Annotated in this window: 12 protein-coding genes and 2 pseudogenes; 4 read left to right on the top strand and 10 right to left on the bottom strand. The window is 71.5% G+C overall.

The window, feature by feature from the left end; all coding sequences use genetic code 11:
- From recA to ABT025_RS33960, 3 genes are all read right to left on the bottom strand, one after another.
- Nucleotides 1-635 (bottom strand): recombinase RecA (gene recA, locus ABT025_RS33970; protein WP_351002506.1); only part of this gene is annotated, 635 nt, incomplete at its 3' end.
- Nucleotides 636-961: 326 nt separating this feature from the next.
- Nucleotides 962-2,143, bottom strand: a complete 1,182-nt coding sequence (locus ABT025_RS33965; protein WP_351002508.1) for an AI-2E family transporter — start codon at nt 2,141-2,143, stop codon at nt 962-964.
- Nucleotides 2,144-2,327: 184 nt separating this feature from the next.
- The gene (locus ABT025_RS33960) at nt 2,328-2,522 is read right to left on the bottom strand and encodes a DUF3046 domain-containing protein (protein WP_327708537.1); all 195 of its coding nucleotides are present in this window, start codon (nt 2,520-2,522) and stop codon (nt 2,328-2,330) included.
- 79 nt (nt 2,523-2,601) lie between these two features.
- On the opposite strand from ABT025_RS33960, the gene ABT025_RS33955 reads away from it, so the two are divergent.
- Nucleotides 2,602-3,516, top strand: a complete 915-nt coding sequence (locus ABT025_RS33955) for a hypothetical protein (protein ID WP_351002505.1) — start codon at nt 2,602-2,604, stop codon at nt 3,514-3,516.
- 33 nt (nt 3,517-3,549) lie between these two features.
- Here the strand turns inward: ABT025_RS33955 and ABT025_RS33950 are convergent, their stop codons facing one another.
- The 3 genes and pseudogenes from ABT025_RS33950 to ABT025_RS33940 all read right to left on the bottom strand — a co-directional run bounded on the left by ABT025_RS33950 (nt 3,550) and on the right by ABT025_RS33940 (nt 5,531).
- Nucleotides 3,550-3,855 carry an AzlD domain-containing protein gene (locus ABT025_RS33950; protein ID WP_351002504.1) on the bottom strand — a complete coding sequence of 102 codons (306 nt, stop codon included), beginning with the start codon at nt 3,853-3,855 and terminating at the stop codon, nt 3,550-3,552.
- Nucleotides 3,852-4,658 carry an AzlC family ABC transporter permease gene (locus ABT025_RS33945; RefSeq protein WP_502972088.1) on the bottom strand — a complete coding sequence of 269 codons (807 nt, stop codon included), beginning with the start codon at nt 4,656-4,658 and terminating at the stop codon, nt 3,852-3,854. Before ABT025_RS33945 ends, ABT025_RS33950 begins: the two co-directional genes overlap by 4 nt.
- A 10-nt stretch (nt 4,659-4,668) precedes the next feature.
- Nucleotides 4,669-5,531 (bottom strand): annotated as a pseudogene (locus tag ABT025_RS33940) (AraC family transcriptional regulator).
- 174 nt (nt 5,532-5,705) lie between these two features.
- On the opposite strand from ABT025_RS33940, the gene ABT025_RS33935 reads away from it, so the two are divergent.
- The 3 genes from ABT025_RS33935 (at nt 5,706) to ABT025_RS33925 (ending at nt 12,287) form a co-directional block, all read left to right on the top strand.
- Entirely contained in the window at nt 5,706-10,373 is a 4,668-nt protein-coding gene (locus tag ABT025_RS33935) for an Lhr family ATP-dependent helicase (protein WP_351002503.1), read from the top strand.
- Nucleotides 10,374-10,583: 210 nt separating this feature from the next.
- Entirely contained in the window at nt 10,584-11,411 is an 828-nt protein-coding gene (locus tag ABT025_RS33930; RefSeq protein WP_351002502.1) for a DNA-formamidopyrimidine glycosylase family protein, read from the top strand.
- A gap of 111 nt (nt 11,412-11,522) precedes the next feature.
- The gene (locus ABT025_RS33925) at nt 11,523-12,287 is read left to right on the top strand and encodes an SDR family NAD(P)-dependent oxidoreductase (RefSeq protein WP_351002501.1); all 765 of its coding nucleotides are present in this window, start codon (nt 11,523-11,525) and stop codon (nt 12,285-12,287) included.
- A 169-nt stretch (nt 12,288-12,456) separates the two neighbouring features.
- Here the strand turns inward: ABT025_RS33925 and ABT025_RS39575 are convergent.
- From ABT025_RS39575 to ABT025_RS33905, 4 genes and pseudogenes are all read right to left on the bottom strand, one after another.
- Nucleotides 12,457-12,711: pseudogene (locus ABT025_RS39575) on the bottom strand (hypothetical protein); the annotation flags it as partial.
- 251 nt (nt 12,712-12,962) lie between these two features.
- On the bottom strand, nt 12,963-13,157 hold the full coding sequence (locus ABT025_RS33915; protein ID WP_351002500.1) for a CsbD family protein: 195 nt from the start codon (nt 13,155-13,157) through the stop codon (nt 12,963-12,965).
- A 107-nt stretch (nt 13,158-13,264) separates the two neighbouring features.
- Entirely contained in the window at nt 13,265-13,735 is a 471-nt protein-coding gene (locus ABT025_RS33910; RefSeq protein WP_351002499.1) for a Dps family protein, read from the bottom strand.
- Between the two features lie 243 nt (nt 13,736-13,978).
- Nucleotides 13,979-14,362, bottom strand: a complete 384-nt coding sequence (locus ABT025_RS33905; RefSeq protein WP_351002498.1) for a helix-turn-helix domain-containing protein — start codon at nt 14,360-14,362, stop codon at nt 13,979-13,981.
- Between the last annotated feature and the right edge of the window lie 8 nt (nt 14,363-14,370).

Below are 14,370 nucleotides of genomic sequence, written 5' to 3'. Positions count from 1 at the left end.
CCACCGGTGGTGGTCTCCGGCGAGCCGAACATCACCCCGATCTTCTCGCGGAGCTGGTTGATGAAGATCGCCGTGGTCTTGGACTGGTTGAGCGCGCTGGTGATCTTCCGCAGCGCCTGGCTCATCAGGCGGGCCTGCAGACCGACGTGCGAGTCGCCCATCTCGCCCTCGATCTCCGCACGGGGCACCAGGGCCGCGACGGAGTCGATGACGATCAGGTCCAGGGCGCCCGAGCGGATCAGCATGTCCACGATCTCGAGAGCCTGCTCACCGTTGTCCGGCTGGGACAGGATGAGGTTGTCGATGTCGACGCCGAGCCGCTTCGCGTACTCCGGGTCGAGGGCGTGCTCCGCGTCGATGAAGGCCACCGTGCCGCCGAGCTTCTGCGCGTTCGCCACGGCGTGCAGCGTCAGCGTCGTCTTGCCGGAGGACTCCGGCCCGTACACCTCCACCACACGGCCGCGCGGCAGGCCGCCGACGCCGAGCGCCACGTCGAGCGCGGTCGAGCCGGTGGGGATCACCTCGATGGGCTCGTTCGGCCGCTCGCCCAGGCGCATCACCGCGCCCTTGCCGAATTGCCGTTCAATCTGTGCGAGTGCGGCGTCCAGCGCCTTCTCGCGGTCGTTTCCTGCCATGGGTTCCACCCGATTTGCTTGAGTCGATCGCTTCACGTCAAAGACGCTAACCCCTGCCACTGACAATGGGCCTCGACGTCCTCCCGGCCTGTGGACAACTCCACGGTCGAGCCCGGGAAAACCCGGCCGGAATCCCATGAGAACGGATGTTCGATTTTGGTGTCAAGCGCACCACGCCGCACCGACTCGCCCCAAGGGTAGCGCCCTAGCATCAGCAGTCCGGGGAGTCAATGACACGTGAGCGACGCCATACCGGATACCGGCCATAAGGGGACAACGCGGGCCGGGCCCCCGGACCGGACACGCGGACCGGACGTACCTCCGCCTCAGGAACGCGGCTGAGGGCCCTGCCCCTCCTCGTCCTCTCCCCGCTCACCCTCGGCCTCGCCCTCTCCCTCAGGGGCGTGCCAGAGCCGGCGCAGCCGCACGGAAACCGATTCCCCGCGCCGCCACTGATGGCGTCCGTGCACCCGGGGATCGTCCGTGACGTCGTAGCGCTTCACATAGGCGCCGAGGAAGGCCTGCAGCGTGGCCACGGCCGGGATGGCGATCAGCGCACCGACGGCGCCCATCAGCGCCGTGCCGGCGATGACCGAGCCGAAGGCGACCGCCGGGTGGATGTCGACGGTCTTCGAGGTCAGCTTGGGCTGCAGCACGTAGTTCTCGAACTGCTGGTACACCACGACGAATCCGAGGACCCACAACGCGTACCAGGGGTCGACGGTGAACGCGATCAGCATCGGCAGCGCGCCCGCCAGATACGTACCGATCGTGGGGATGAACTGCGAGACGAGCCCGACCCAGACAGCGAGCGCCGGCGCGTACGGCACGCCGAGGGCCAGCAGCAGGATGTAGTGCGCGATGCCGGAGATGAGCGCCATCAGGCCGCGCGAGTAGAGATATCCACCCGTCTTGTCGACCGCGATCTCCCAGGCCCGCAGCACTTCCGCCTGACGGGCGGGAGGGAGGACGGAGCACAGTGCACGGCGCAGCCGGGGACCGTCGGCCGCGAAGTAGAACGAGAACAGGAAGATCGTCAGCAGCCGGAACAGGCCGCCGAGGACCGTGGTGGACACGTCGAGTACGCCGGTCGCACTGTTCTGGACGTACTTCTGCAGCCAGTCGGAGTGCAGCAGGCTGTCCTGCACCTCGACGCGGGAGAGCTCCGTGTGGAAGGTCTGGTTGACCCAGTTGATCACCGAGTCGAGGTACTTCGGGAAGTCCTCCACCATGTCGACGATCTGGCCCGCGAGCATCGAACCGAGCAGCACGACGAAACCTGCGCCGGCGATCAGCACGCCGAGGAAGACCAGGAAGGTGGCGAAGCCCCGGCGCATGCCGCGGGCCGACATCCGGCTCACCGCGGGCTCGATCGCGAGCGCCAGGAAGAAGGCGATCAGCACATTGATCAGCAGGCCGATGAGCTGGTCGAACGCCCAGCTGCCGAGGCGGAAGCAGGCATAGAGCGCCAGCGCCAGCACCATGGCACGCGGCAGCCAGCCGGGCATGCGGGCACTCCCCGTGCCGGACGGCGGGGCGGGTGGCGCGGCCGGCGGGACGGGCGGGGTGGGGGGCGGCTGGGTCTGAACGGTCTCGTCTGTCGGTGCCACGGAACAAGTCTCGCCTACCGCGGGAACAACCGGACGCGCGCCCCGGGGGACGGACCGCCGCCGCACCGCGCCGGCCTGTGCCTCAGCGCTTGTCCGCGGGGATGCCGACCGCCGTGCAGACCCCGCGCCAGACGTCCTTGGCCTCCCACCCCTCGTCAAGGGCCTGCCACACCGTGCGCCCGCCGAGCTCCGCCATCACATGGTCACGCGCGAAGGAATCGGCGTACCCCGCGCCGAAGTGGTCCGCCATCCGTTCCCAGAAAATCGTCAACCGCATGCCACCAGTATCCCGCTCCTGAGAGTGCAGCCGGGCCGCCCGGCCCTGCCGAGAGCGCTTACCGTCCTACGGTCGGTCCATGGCTGGAACCGGAACAAGTCCCCTCAACCGTGCCGAGCAGTTCATCTGGCTCACGGCCCGTGTCCTCGAGCAGCGGCGATTCGCCCATCACTTCCTGAAGGGAAGTGCGGACGCCGTGGAAACGGCGCTCTCCGCCTATCTCAACGAGGACGGCGGGTACGGGCACGCGCTCGAACCCGATCTGCGCGGCCCCGTCAGTCAGCCGCTGCACACGGCACACGCGCTGAGCGTCCTCGACTCCATCGACCGCTGCGGCGGACTCCGGGTGGAACGCATCTGCCGATTCCTCACCGACGTGTCCACCAAGGAGGGCGCCTTACCCGCTCTGCTTCCCTCGCAACGCGGCTACCCGGCCGCGCCGTTCATCCCGATCGTCGACCATCCCCCTGCCGAGCTCCTGGTCACCGGGCCCGTCGTCGGGCTGCTGCACCGCAATTCGGTGTGGCACGCATGGCTGTTCCGGGCCACCGACTTCTGCTGGGCGGCCGTCGACGCCCTGGAGGTGACGCATCCCTACGAGATCGAGGCCGCGGTCGCCTTCCTCGACGGTGCGCCTGACCGGCCGCGGGCCGAGGCCGCGGCCGACCGGCTCGGACGCCTGGTGCGCGACCAGCGGCTCGCCGTCCTGAACCCGGAACGGCGCGCGGAGTATCCGGTGGCGCCCGGTTACGCGCCGGGTGAGCAGCACTTTCCGTACGACTACGCCCGCGCGCCCGAATCGCTCGCCCTGCGTTGGTTCACCGACGCGGAGATGGATCGCGCGCTGGACCATCTGGCGGCCGGGCAGGAGGCGGACGGCGGCTGGCCGGTGACCTGGCGGCAGTGGGCGCCTGGAACCGCCCTGGAGGGACGCCCCCTGGTCACGCTCAGAGCCCTGCAGACCCTGCGGGCGTACGGGCGCGGCCTGGACTGACCGCGGCCGCGCAGGACCGTCCGTGCGCGCCGGCTAGCCGAACGCGCGCACGCCGGCGGTGACGGCCACGGCCACACCCACGACGACGAGGAAGGGCGCGCGAAGGACGAGGGCGAGAGCCGCTGCGGCGAGGCCCGCGCCTCTGGCGTCGAGCACCGGCTGCTGTCCGTCGCCGAAGGTCTGCTGCGCGGTCAGAGCGGCCAGCAGGGCCACCGGCAGAAGGGCGGCGAGACGCTGCACGAGGGGGCGTTCCAGGGCGCCGGCGGGCACCAGGAGGCCGAGGAGTTTGGCGAGGTAACAGCCGACGGCGGTCAGTGCGATGGCGATCCAGACGTTCATCGGCCGTCCTCCGGCGTGGTGGTGTGCGGTTCCCCGCCGTCCCCGGCTTCCTTCGGGCTCGGCGCCGTGTCCTTGCCGCGTCCCGTCAGGAAGAGGACGACGGGCGCCGCCAGCGCGGACAGCAGTACGGGCACCCCGCCGGGCAGTACCGGCAGCAGACCGAGGGCGAGCAGAACGGCGAGCGCGGCCGTGACCCGCTCCGTGGTGCTCTTCAGCATCGGTGCGAGCAGAGCGAGGAAGGAGGCGGGGCCTGCCGCGTCCAGCCCCCAGGCGGCGGTGTCGCCGAGCGCCTCGGCACCCAGCGCGCCGGCCAGCGTGGTGAGGTTCCACAGCACATAGAGCGTGAGCCCGGTGACGGTGAAGCCGATCCGGGCAGCCCGCCGGGTGGGCTGGGGCAGCGTCACAGCCGTCGTCTCGTCGATCACCCACTGGGCGGCGAAGGGGCGCAGGGCCCGCGGGAGCGCGAGAAGCTGCGACAGCCGCAGGCCGTAGAAGGAGTTGCGTACGCCGAGGAAGAAGGCGCCGGCGGCCGCGGTGTACGGGTTGCCGCCGGCGGCAAGGGCGCCCACCAGAGCGAACTGGGAGGCGCCGGTGAAGACGAGGAGGCTGAGCGCGCAGGTCTGCAGCAGGCTCAGCCCGGATCCGGCCGAGGTGACGCCGAAGGCGAAGCCTGAGAGGCCGACGGCTATGCCGACGCCGAGAGCGTCACGTACGACGGCCGCGTCCGGCTTGGCCCCGGCGGTGATCCCACTGCCGTCGGGCGGGCCGACCGCGTGCCGAGGGGGTGCTGTCTGTTCTGCCACGCCCGGCACGCTACCCGGGCAGATCGGGGCCGGTCTTGTACGTTCTTGCGCGTTCGCGCTGGTAGGCGCCGGGTGGCACCCCGACGATCCGGGTGAAATGGCGGTTGAGATGCGGCTGGTCGGTGAAGCCGACGGCAGCGGCGGCCGCGGCAGGAGTGGTACCCGAGTCGAGCATGCGCCGCGCACGCCGGACCCGGGCGTCGGTGAGCCAGGTGTGCGGCGGCATTCCGTACTGCTTCCTGAAGGCGCGGAGCAGGGCGAACGGGCTGGTGCCGAGCTCGGTGGCCAGTGCCGCCAGCGTGGGCGGCTCGGTCATCCTGCTCTCCAGTACGGCTCGGGCACGAGTCGCGTCCCGCGCACCGGCCGTCCTGGCGGTGCCGGCGGGCAGCGCACTGCCGTGCCGGATGAGCAGGCGCGTGACCACGGCCCGCAGCACGCTGTCCGCCGCGAGTGCGTTTCCCTCCTCCGCCGCGCGGTGGACCTCCCCGATCAGCCGGGCCGCGTACGGATCCACGACTCCGGTCTCCGTGAAGCCGACCGTGCCGCGCAGGTTCGTCGTATCGGCCGCGATGTCGTTGACCACCCGGGAGGACGGATAGAGCGTGGCGTACACCCATCCTTCGGGCACACCGGCGCGGGCGGTGTGCGGGACCTCCGGATTGATCATGACGACGGTGCCGGGCCCCGCGTGGATCGTTCCGCCGGGCAGCCCGACGTCCTCGACACCTTGGGTGATGGTGCCGAACACATAACCCTCGTGCTGTGGCGGGGGAAGGTGTGGCGGATGTAGCGGGCCCGCAGCAGGTCGAGGTCGGGCAGTTCCGCGTACTGCCAGTGCCTCGCCCATTCCGCCGGACCCGATACAGCTGCCATGGTCGGATTCTCGCAGTTCGCTTCCGGGGGGCATCGGCGCAACGGCCGCCGCGAGCTCGGGGGCCTTCGGCGCAGTGCCCGGCCGGCGTCGCGGCCCGGATCACGGACGGCTGCACGACGCCGGCCGGGCCGTCTCCGCAGCCGTTGTCAGTGGCGGGGTGCACGATGGGGGACATGACCGGCTCCGCACTCGATTCGTTCTCCCCCGCGACCCGCAGCTGGTTCACGGGGGCCTTCAGCGCGCCCACGGCCGCGCAGGAAGGTGCCTGGCGGGCGATCGGTGAGGGGTCGGACGTCCTGGTCGTCGCGCCGACCGGATCGGGAAAGACCCTGGCCGCCTTCCTCGCCGCCCTGGACCAGTTGACCGCGGTCCCGCCGCCCGCCGAGGCGAAGAAGCGCTGCCGTGTGCTCTACGTGTCGCCCCTCAAGGCCCTCGCCGTCGACGTGGAGCGCAATCTCCGCTCGCCGCTGACCGGTATCCGCCAGGAATCGGCACGCCTGGGGCTGCCCGAGCCCGAGGTCCGGGTGGGTATCCGCTCGGGCGACACCCCGCCCGCCGAGCGTCGGTCGATGGCCACGCGGCCGCCGGACATCCTGATCACCACTCCCGAGTCCCTCTTCCTGATGCTGACGTCCTCGGCACGGGAGGCGCTGGCCGGCATCGAAACGGTGATCCTCGACGAGGTGCACGCGGTCGCGGGCACCAAGCGGGGCGCCCATCTCGCCGTGTCGCTCGAACGGCTCGACGAGTTGCTGCCCCGTCCGGCCCGGAGGATCGGCCTGTCGGCCACGGTCCGTCCGGTCGACGAGGTCGCGCGCTTCCTCTCCCCGCAGCGGAAGGTGGAGATCGTCCAGCCGCCGTCCACGAAACAGTTCGATCTGTCGGTGGTCGTGCCGGTCGAGGATCTGGGGGAGCTCGGCGGTTCCCCCGCCACCGACCCGGACTCCTCAGGCCAGGCGGACAAACCGTCGATCTGGCCGCATGTGGAGGAGCGGATCGCGGATCTCGTCCAGTCCCACCGCTCCACGATCGTCTTCGCCAACTCCCGCCGTCTCGCCGAGCGGCTCTGCAACCGGCTCAACGAGATCGCGTACGAGCGCGCCACCGGCGAGACGATGCCCGAGGCGCACTCCCCCGCCGAGGTCATGGCGGAGTCCGGCGCGGCGAAGGGAGCGCCGCCGCTCCTCGCCCGGGCCCACCACGGATCGGTCTCCAAGGAGCAGCGCGCCCAGGTCGAGGAGGACCTCAAGGCGGGCCGGCTGCCCGCGGTGGTCGCCACCTCCAGCCTTGAGCTGGGCATCGACATGGGTGCGGTCGACCTGGTGATCCAGGTCGAGTCACCGCCGTCGGTCGCCTCCGGACTGCAGCGGGTCGGCCGTGCCGGGCATCAGGTGGGCGCGGTCTCCACCGGGGTCGTCTTCCCGAAGTACCGGGGCGATCTCGTGCAGGCGGCCGTGGTCACCGAGCGGATGCGCGAGGGTTCCATCGAGGCCCTGAGGATCCCGTCCAATCCGCTGGACGTGCTGGCCCAGCAGCTGGTGGCGATGGTCGCCCTGGACAGCTGGCAGGTGGACGACCTGCTGGCGGTGACCCGCCGGGCCGCCCCCTTCGCCTCGCTCCCGGAGTCGGCGTTCACCGCCGTGCTCGACATGCTCGCCGGCCGCTATCCGTCCGACGCCTTCGCCGAACTGCGTCCCCGCGTCGTCTGGGACCGGGTCGCCGGTACGGTCACAGGCCGCCCCGGTGCCCAGCGGCTCGCCGTCACCTCCGGCGGCACCATCCCCGACCGCGGGCTCTTCGGGGTCTTCCTGGCGGGCTCCGACCCCAAGAAGGGCGGCGGCCGGGTCGGGGAGCTGGACGAGGAGATGGTGTACGAGTCCCGGGTGGGCGACGTCTTCACGCTGGGCACCACGTCCTGGCGGATCGAGGACATCACCCGCGACCGGGTCCTGGTCTCGCCCGCTCCTGGCGTTCCGGGACGGCTGCCGTTCTGGAAGGGCGACCAGCTGGGCCGTCCGCTGGAGCTGGGGCGTGCGCTGGGCGCCTTCCTGCGCGAGCTGGGAGGGCTGTCCCCCGAGGACGCCCGGCAGCGGCTGCTGGCAGCGGGCCTGGACACCTGGGCCGTGGACAACGTGCTGTCCTACATCGACGAGCAGCGCCGGGCCTGCGGCCACGTGCCGGACGACCGGACGATCCTCGTCGAGCGCTTCCGCGACGAGCTGGGCGACTGGCGCGTCGTTGTGCACTCCCCCTTCGGCGCCCAGGTGCACGCCCCGTGGGCGCTGGCCCTCGGCGCTCGCCTCGCCGAGCGGTACGGCATGGATGCCCAGGTCATGCATGCCGACGACGGAATCGTGCTGAGACTCCCTGACGCGGACATGATGGGCCTGGACCTCCTCGACTTCGACCCCGCACAGGACTCGGTCCAGGACCCCGGCGCTTCGCCGCTCCCTCCGGCCAACACCGCCCTCGACAGCGACCAGCCCCCGGTCGGCGCCGCCGACGTGGCCTTCGACAAGGGCGAGATCGAGCAGATCGTCACGGACCAGGTCGGCGGTTCCGCCCTGTTCGCCTCCCGGTTCCGCGAGTGCGCGGCCCGCGCGCTGCTGCTGCCGCGTCGTAGTCCCGGCAAGCGCACACCGCTGTGGCAACAGCGCCAGCGGGCCTCCCAGCTCCTCCAGGTCGCCTCCGAGTTCGGCTCGTTCCCCATCGTTCTCGAAGCGGTCCGCGAATGCCTCCAGGACGTCTTCGACGTACCCGGGCTCACCGAGGTGATGAGCGACCTGGAAGCCCGCCGGATCCGCCTGGTCGAGGTGACCACCCAGGAGCCGTCCCCGTTCGCCCGCTCGCTCCTGTTCGGCTACGTCGCGCAGTTCCTGTACGAGGGCGACTCGCCCCTGGCAGAGCGGCGGGCCGCCGCGCTCTCGCTCGACTCCCATCTCCTGGCCGAGCTGCTCGGCCGCGCGGAGCTGCGCGAGCTGCTCGACGCCGAGGTCCTGACCGAGCTGGAGCAGGAGCTCCAGTGGCTTGCGGAGGACCGCCGGATCAAGGACATCGAGGGGGTCGCCGATCTTCTGCGGGTCCTCGGTCCACTCACCGATGCGGAACTGACCGAGCGCGGCGCCGAGCCGCAGTGGGCACAGGAGCTGGCATCGGCACGTCGTGCCATCCGGGTCAGGATCGGGGGCGGCGATCACTGGGCGGCCATCGAGGACGCGGGCCGGCTGCGCGACGCCCTGGGCACGGCGCTTCCGGTCGGCGTCCCCGAGGCGTTCACCGAACCGGTGAAGGACCCCCTCGGCGATCTCCTCGCCCGCTACGCCCGTACGCACGGCCCGTTCACCTCCACCACGGCTGCCGCCCGGTTCGGTCTCGGCACCGCCGTCACCGACGGGGCGCTGCAACGGCTCGCGGCCTCGGGCCGGATCGTCCAGGGCGAATTCCACCCCGCCGGCATCGGCCAGGAGTGGTGCGACGCCACGGTGTTGCGGCGGCTGCGGCGCCGCTCGCTCGCGGCGCTCCGCCATGAGCTGGAGCCGGTGCCTCCCGCCGCACTGGCGGGGTTCCTCCCCCAGTGGCAGCATCTCGGCAGCAACAGCCTGCGCGGAATCGACGGACTGGCGCGCGCCGTCGAGCAGTTGCAGGGCGCGCCCGTCCCCGCGTCCGCACTGGAGAAGCTCATCCTGCCGAGCCGCGTCAGCGGCTACTCCCCCTCGCTCCTTGACGAACTCACCACCACCGGCGAGGTGGTGTGGGCCGGTGCGGGCGCCCTCCCCGGCAAGGACGGCTGGCTCTCCCTCTATCCGGCCGACAGCGCGCCCCTGCTCCTGCCTCCCCCTCGTCCGCTCGAACTCAGCGCTCTGCACGAATCAGTGCTGACCACGCTGAGCGGTGGGTACGGGCTCTTCTTCCGCCAGATCGCCGATCAGGTCCGCGCCACCACGCACCCGGACTCCACCGACCCCCAACTGGCGGACGCCCTCTGGGACCTCGCCTGGTCGGGCCGGCTCACCAACGACACACTCGCCCCCCTGCGTGCACTGCTCGGCTCCGGGCGCACGGCGGGTTCGACCGCGCACCGCGCCAAACGCAGTGTTCCGCGCGGCCGTTACGGCTCCCTGACGGCTGCGGCACGTCCCGTCTCCCGCACCGGTCCGCCCACCGTCTCGGGCCGCTGGTCCCTGCTGCCGCCTTCCGAACCCGAGCCCACGCACCGGGCACACGCCCTCGCGCGCACCCTCCTGGACCGGCATGGCGTGGTGACCCGCGGCGCGGTCCAGGCCGAGGGCGTCGAGGGCGGCTTCTCTGCCGCGTACCGAGTGCTGTCCGCCTTCGAGGACAACGGGCAGGCGCGCCGCGGCTACGTCGTGGAGGGTCTGGGGGCGGCGCAGTTCGCCATGGACGGCGCGGTCGACCGGCTCCGCGCGGCCGCCACCGCCCGCGACCGCACGGAACCGGGCGCGGACCCCCGTGCTCTGGTCCTCGCCGCGGCCGACCCCGCCAACGCCTACGGCGCGGCCCTGCCGTGGCCCGAGCCGCCGGCCGGGGCAGGGCACAAGCCCGGGCGCAAGGCAGGTTCCCTCGTGGTCCTGGTCGACGGTGAGCTGACCCTTTACATGGAGCGCGGCGGCAAGACGCTGCTGGCCTGGCCGACCGATCCGGACGACCCCGCGCTTCGGGCCGCCGCGGCCGCCCTGGCCGCCTCCGCACGCGCCGGAGCCCTCGGCACGGTCACGGTCGAGCGCACCAACGGCGCCTCGTCCCTGACCTCACCCCTCGGCCGCGCTCTGGAGTCGGCGGGGTTCCTCGCCACCCCGAGAGGCCTGCGCCTGCGCGCCTGAGCCCCCGCACCCGCACCCGCACCCGCCACACGACGCGCCGCCACACCGAGAGCGACGCCCCGCCGCACCGAGAACGTCATGCCCCGCCGCCGGCACATCGGGGTGCACACCCATGCAACCAGGGCGCCAGGCCCAACGCGCCACAGCCCCCCTCCCACAGATCACAAGGCCACCCCTCCCCCCGACGCCATCCCCGCGCATCATGGACGTATGCCCGAAGGAGATACCGTCCTGCAGACCGCGAAGCGGCTGCACAGCGCGCTGGCCGGCCAGGCCCTCACCCGGTCCGATCTGCGCGTCCCCAGGTTCGCCACCGCCGATCTCACCGGCCGGACCGTTCTCGACTTCTCCGCGCGCGGCAAGCACCTGCTGACCCGTATCGAGGGCGGCCTCACCCTCCACAGCCACCTGGGGATGGACGGGGCCTGGCGTGTCCACACCCCCGACGAACGGTGGCGCGGAGGTCCCGCCCACCAGATCCGCGCCGTCCTGGCCAACACCGCGCACACCGCGGTCGGCTACCGCCTCCCCGTTCTCGAACTTCTCCGGACGAGGGACGAGGAGAAGGTCGTCGGCCACCTCGGCCCGGACCTGCTGGGCCCGGACTGGAACGCCGACACCGCGCTGCACCGGCTGCTGGCCGATCCTGCCCGCCCTCTCGGCGAGGCTCTCCTGGACCAGCGCAATCTGGCCGGCATCGGCAACATCTACAAATGCGAGCTCTGCTTCCTGGCCCGCGCCACCCCCTGGCTCCCCATCGGCCGACTGCCCGAAAACACGGCGGCCCTCCTGGTCACCACGGCCAAACAGCTCCTGGAAGCCAACCGCGACCGCCCGGTCCGCACCACCACCCTCGGCGCCCGCCCCCGGACCGCCGGCACTCCGGCTTCCCGCGCCCGCCGCCCGAGCGAGAACCTCTGGGTCTACGGCCGGACCCACCGCCCCTGTCTGCGCTGCGGGACACCGATCCGCGCATCGGAGCAGGACACCCGCCCCACCTACTGGTGCCCCCGATGCCAAACGGGACCCACCCCGTAGCGGACGCCCCATCGCCTGCGCAGGTGGACAACCCGTCACAGCGACGGCAGTGGACAATCCATCGCCGCACCATAGTTGACGACCCGTCAGAATCAGTCGTACGGTCCGGTCATGCCCCTCGTCGCGTACGACCTCACCGGCCGCTCCGCGTTCGTCACCGGCGCCGCGGGCGGAATCGGCCGCGCCACCGCTGTCCTGCTGGCGGAGGCGGGCGCCCGCGTCCACTGCGCCGACCTCGACGAGAAGGGCCTCCTGGAGACCCTCGGCCTGATCGCGGCGGCAGGTGGCGAAGCCCACACCCATCCGCTCGATGTCACCGACCGCAACCAGGTCCGGGCCGCCGTCGCTGCCGCCGGCGACCTGGACATCCTGGCCGCTGTTGCCGGGATCATGCATACGAGCAGCGTCCTGGAGACCGCCGACGAGGACCTCGACCGTGTGCTCTCGGTCAACTTCAAGGGGGTCCTGTACGCCTGCCAGGAGACGGCCCGCGGAATGGTCGCGCGCGGCGCCCCCGGCTCGCTGATCACCATGGCCTCGGGCGCGGTCGACTCCGCGAGCCCCGGCCTGCTCTGCTACAGCGCGGCCAAGGCTGCCGTGGTCCAGCTGACCAAGACGCTGGCGACCGAGCTGGGACCTCGCGGCATCCGGGTCAACGCGGTCGCGCCCGGCTGGATCCGCACCCCCATGACCGCCCGCCACGACGCGGAGCAGCAGCACCGGGCCGAGGCCACGATGGCGCGCATCTCACCGCTGGGCAGGGTCGGCGAGCCCGATGACGTCGCGCACACGGTGCTGCATCTGGCATCGGACGCGTCGGCCTTCATGACCGGCCAGATCCTCCGCCCGAACGGCGGCGTCGCCATGCCCTGGTAGCCCGCCACGCCCTGCCGGCGAACCAGGACCGGCCGCCGCCCGTACGCCAGAACCGGCGCTTCGCACGACCCGACAGGGCCGACGCACGCCAGGACCGGCCGGCCTCGCGCCACGACGAGCCGGATATCGGCGAGCCCGGTGTCGACGAGCCGGATATCGGCGACTGCGATATCAGCGAGTGCCAGGTACGGCCCGCCTCGCGCACGCCCCCTGCGCAGCGCCGCAGCAAACCGGTGCCCGCGTCGAATATCCCCGTCGGCCGGACCGTCTCGGCCACGTGCACGGGCAGGAGGCTGAGCCCCCATCCACCCGCCGCCACCGCGCCCTCGACCGGCCCCGCCTGCGCGGGCTCCAGCAGCAGCCGCAGCACGGCCCACCACCACACACCGCCGAGCACGAGCGCCGGCACCCACCGCCGCACCATGGCTGCCTCCTTCGGGCGAACCCCGGGGCTGTCGTTCGGAGCATGCCGGGTTCGCGGAATCCGTCCTGATCCGAACGGAAGACCTTAGTCCGGCCCGATCACCCTGCGGCAGAGCGCACCGGCGCAGTACCGGCGCGCATCTCGCAGTCGCACACCTGGCGCTCTCTCCCGCCGGGCCGCGCCTCCCCGCAGCGGGCCCGGTCCAGCGGGGAGCCCCCACCGCTTCCGGTGGGGGCTCCGCCGACTGCCGTTCAGTCCTTGTCGTCGCGGGTCAAGGAGTCCTTGACGCCCTCGGCACTCTCCCGGGCGTCACCCATGGCGCCCTTGGCCTTGCCCTTCGCCTGGTCCGCCTTGCCCTCGGACTCCATGCGCTTGTTGCCGGTCATCTTGCCCATGGCTTCCTTGGCCTTGCCTGCGATCTTGTCCTTCGCGCTTTCGTCGGTCATCACAACTCCTCGCGTCGTACGTACCGGCCTCTGCCCGGTCCCGGGCAGGCCGGTTGGAATGAGCCCCGGCCAGGCGAAAACCTGCCGGGCCAGTCCGGGAACCCCGGTCAGGCGCTCTCCGCCTGGAACATCCAGGCGTGCTTCTCGAGGTCGGCGGTGAGCGCGATGAGGATGTCCTGGCTGACGGGGTCGGGGTCACCCGTCACCTCGATCCGCTCGCGCATCCGGCCGATCACCACGCTCAGGGCGTCCACCAGGGTCCGTACGGCGTCGACATCCTTGACCCAGCCCTCGGGCACGGAGTCGATGGCCGTGGTCCTGGCGATCGTCCCCGACCGCCCGTCCGGATTGACGCCCAGCGCGGAGGCCCGTTCGGCCACCGTGTCGGAGTGCTGGCGGGCGGTGTCGACGACCTCGTCGAGCTGAAGGTGCACGGACCTGAACCGAGGCCCCACCACGTTCCAGTGGACCTGCTTGGCCACCAGTGAGAGATCGACGAGGTCCACCAGGGCGCCCTGGAGCGCATCACCCACGGACTTGAGGTCGGCCTCGGACAGCGGGCTCTTCACGACAGACATGCACGTCTCCGATCTGGTATCCGTTCCGTTCAGCACCAACCACGATGGCACAAACGAAGCAAAACGGTCATCCGGGGAATTGTTCGAAGAGAGCGTTCCCCGGTCTCAGACATGCGCCTGCCCGCCGAAAGCCCGCTAACACCCCCTCCACCACATCCCCCGCACCTCACCCGAACGCGCAGAAGCCCCGGCCGCCCCCTGAGGGGAGGACCGGGGCTCCGGCTTCACACTGAACCGAGCGGGTCAGGCGGCGACGACATCCACCGCTTCCGCAGGCGCCTTGATGGTCACCCGCCCCGTCGGTACACCCGTCACCGACGAAACGGAGACGGAATTGAGCATGGGGCGCACCGGTACTGGTACCGGATCACTGGCTGTCGCCGACTCGGCCAGTTCAGCCAGGGACAGCTCATCGCTCACTTCACGCATGAGCTCGGACATCCGTACATCAAGCGCGTCGCAAATGGCGGAGAGCAGTTCGGAGGATGCCTCCTTCTGCCCCCGCTCCACCTCGGAGAGATAGCCGAGCGAAACTCGGGCGGACGAGGAGACTTCGCGCAGAGTACGGCCTTGGCGCTGGCGCTGCCGACGCAGCACGTCACCAAGCAGGCGACGGAGCAGAATCATCGGTGGCT

Source organism: Streptomyces sp. NPDC002809 (genome assembly GCF_040295435.1).
Taxonomy (GTDB): domain Bacteria; phylum Actinomycetota; class Actinomycetes; order Streptomycetales; family Streptomycetaceae; genus Streptomyces.
This window is presented reverse-complemented; position numbering and strand designations above follow the sequence as displayed.

Coding starts and splice junctions, on each gene's coding strand:
- ABT025_RS33965 (WP_351002508.1), bottom strand. CDS start 2,143: ATGCCCGGCTGGCTGCCGCGTGCCATGGTGCTGGCGCTGGCGCTCTAT.
- ABT025_RS33960 (WP_327708537.1), bottom strand. CDS start 2,522: ATGCGGTTGACGATTTTCTGGGAACGGATGGCGGACCACTTCGGCGCG.
- ABT025_RS33955 (WP_351002505.1), top strand. CDS start 2,602: ATGGCTGGAACCGGAACAAGTCCCCTCAACCGTGCCGAGCAGTTCATC.
- ABT025_RS33950 (WP_351002504.1), bottom strand. CDS start 3,855: ATGAACGTCTGGATCGCCATCGCACTGACCGCCGTCGGCTGTTACCTC.
- ABT025_RS33935 (WP_351002503.1), top strand. CDS start 5,706: ATGACCGGCTCCGCACTCGATTCGTTCTCCCCCGCGACCCGCAGCTGG.
- ABT025_RS33930 (WP_351002502.1), top strand. CDS start 10,584: ATGCCCGAAGGAGATACCGTCCTGCAGACCGCGAAGCGGCTGCACAGC.
- ABT025_RS33925 (WP_351002501.1), top strand. CDS start 11,523: ATGCCCCTCGTCGCGTACGACCTCACCGGCCGCTCCGCGTTCGTCACC.
- ABT025_RS33915 (WP_351002500.1), bottom strand. CDS start 13,157: ATGACCGACGAAAGCGCGAAGGACAAGATCGCAGGCAAGGCCAAGGAA.
- ABT025_RS33910 (WP_351002499.1), bottom strand. CDS start 13,735: ATGTCTGTCGTGAAGAGCCCGCTGTCCGAGGCCGACCTCAAGTCCGTG.
- ABT025_RS33905 (WP_351002498.1), bottom strand. CDS start 14,362: ATGATTCTGCTCCGTCGCCTGCTTGGTGACGTGCTGCGTCGGCAGCGC.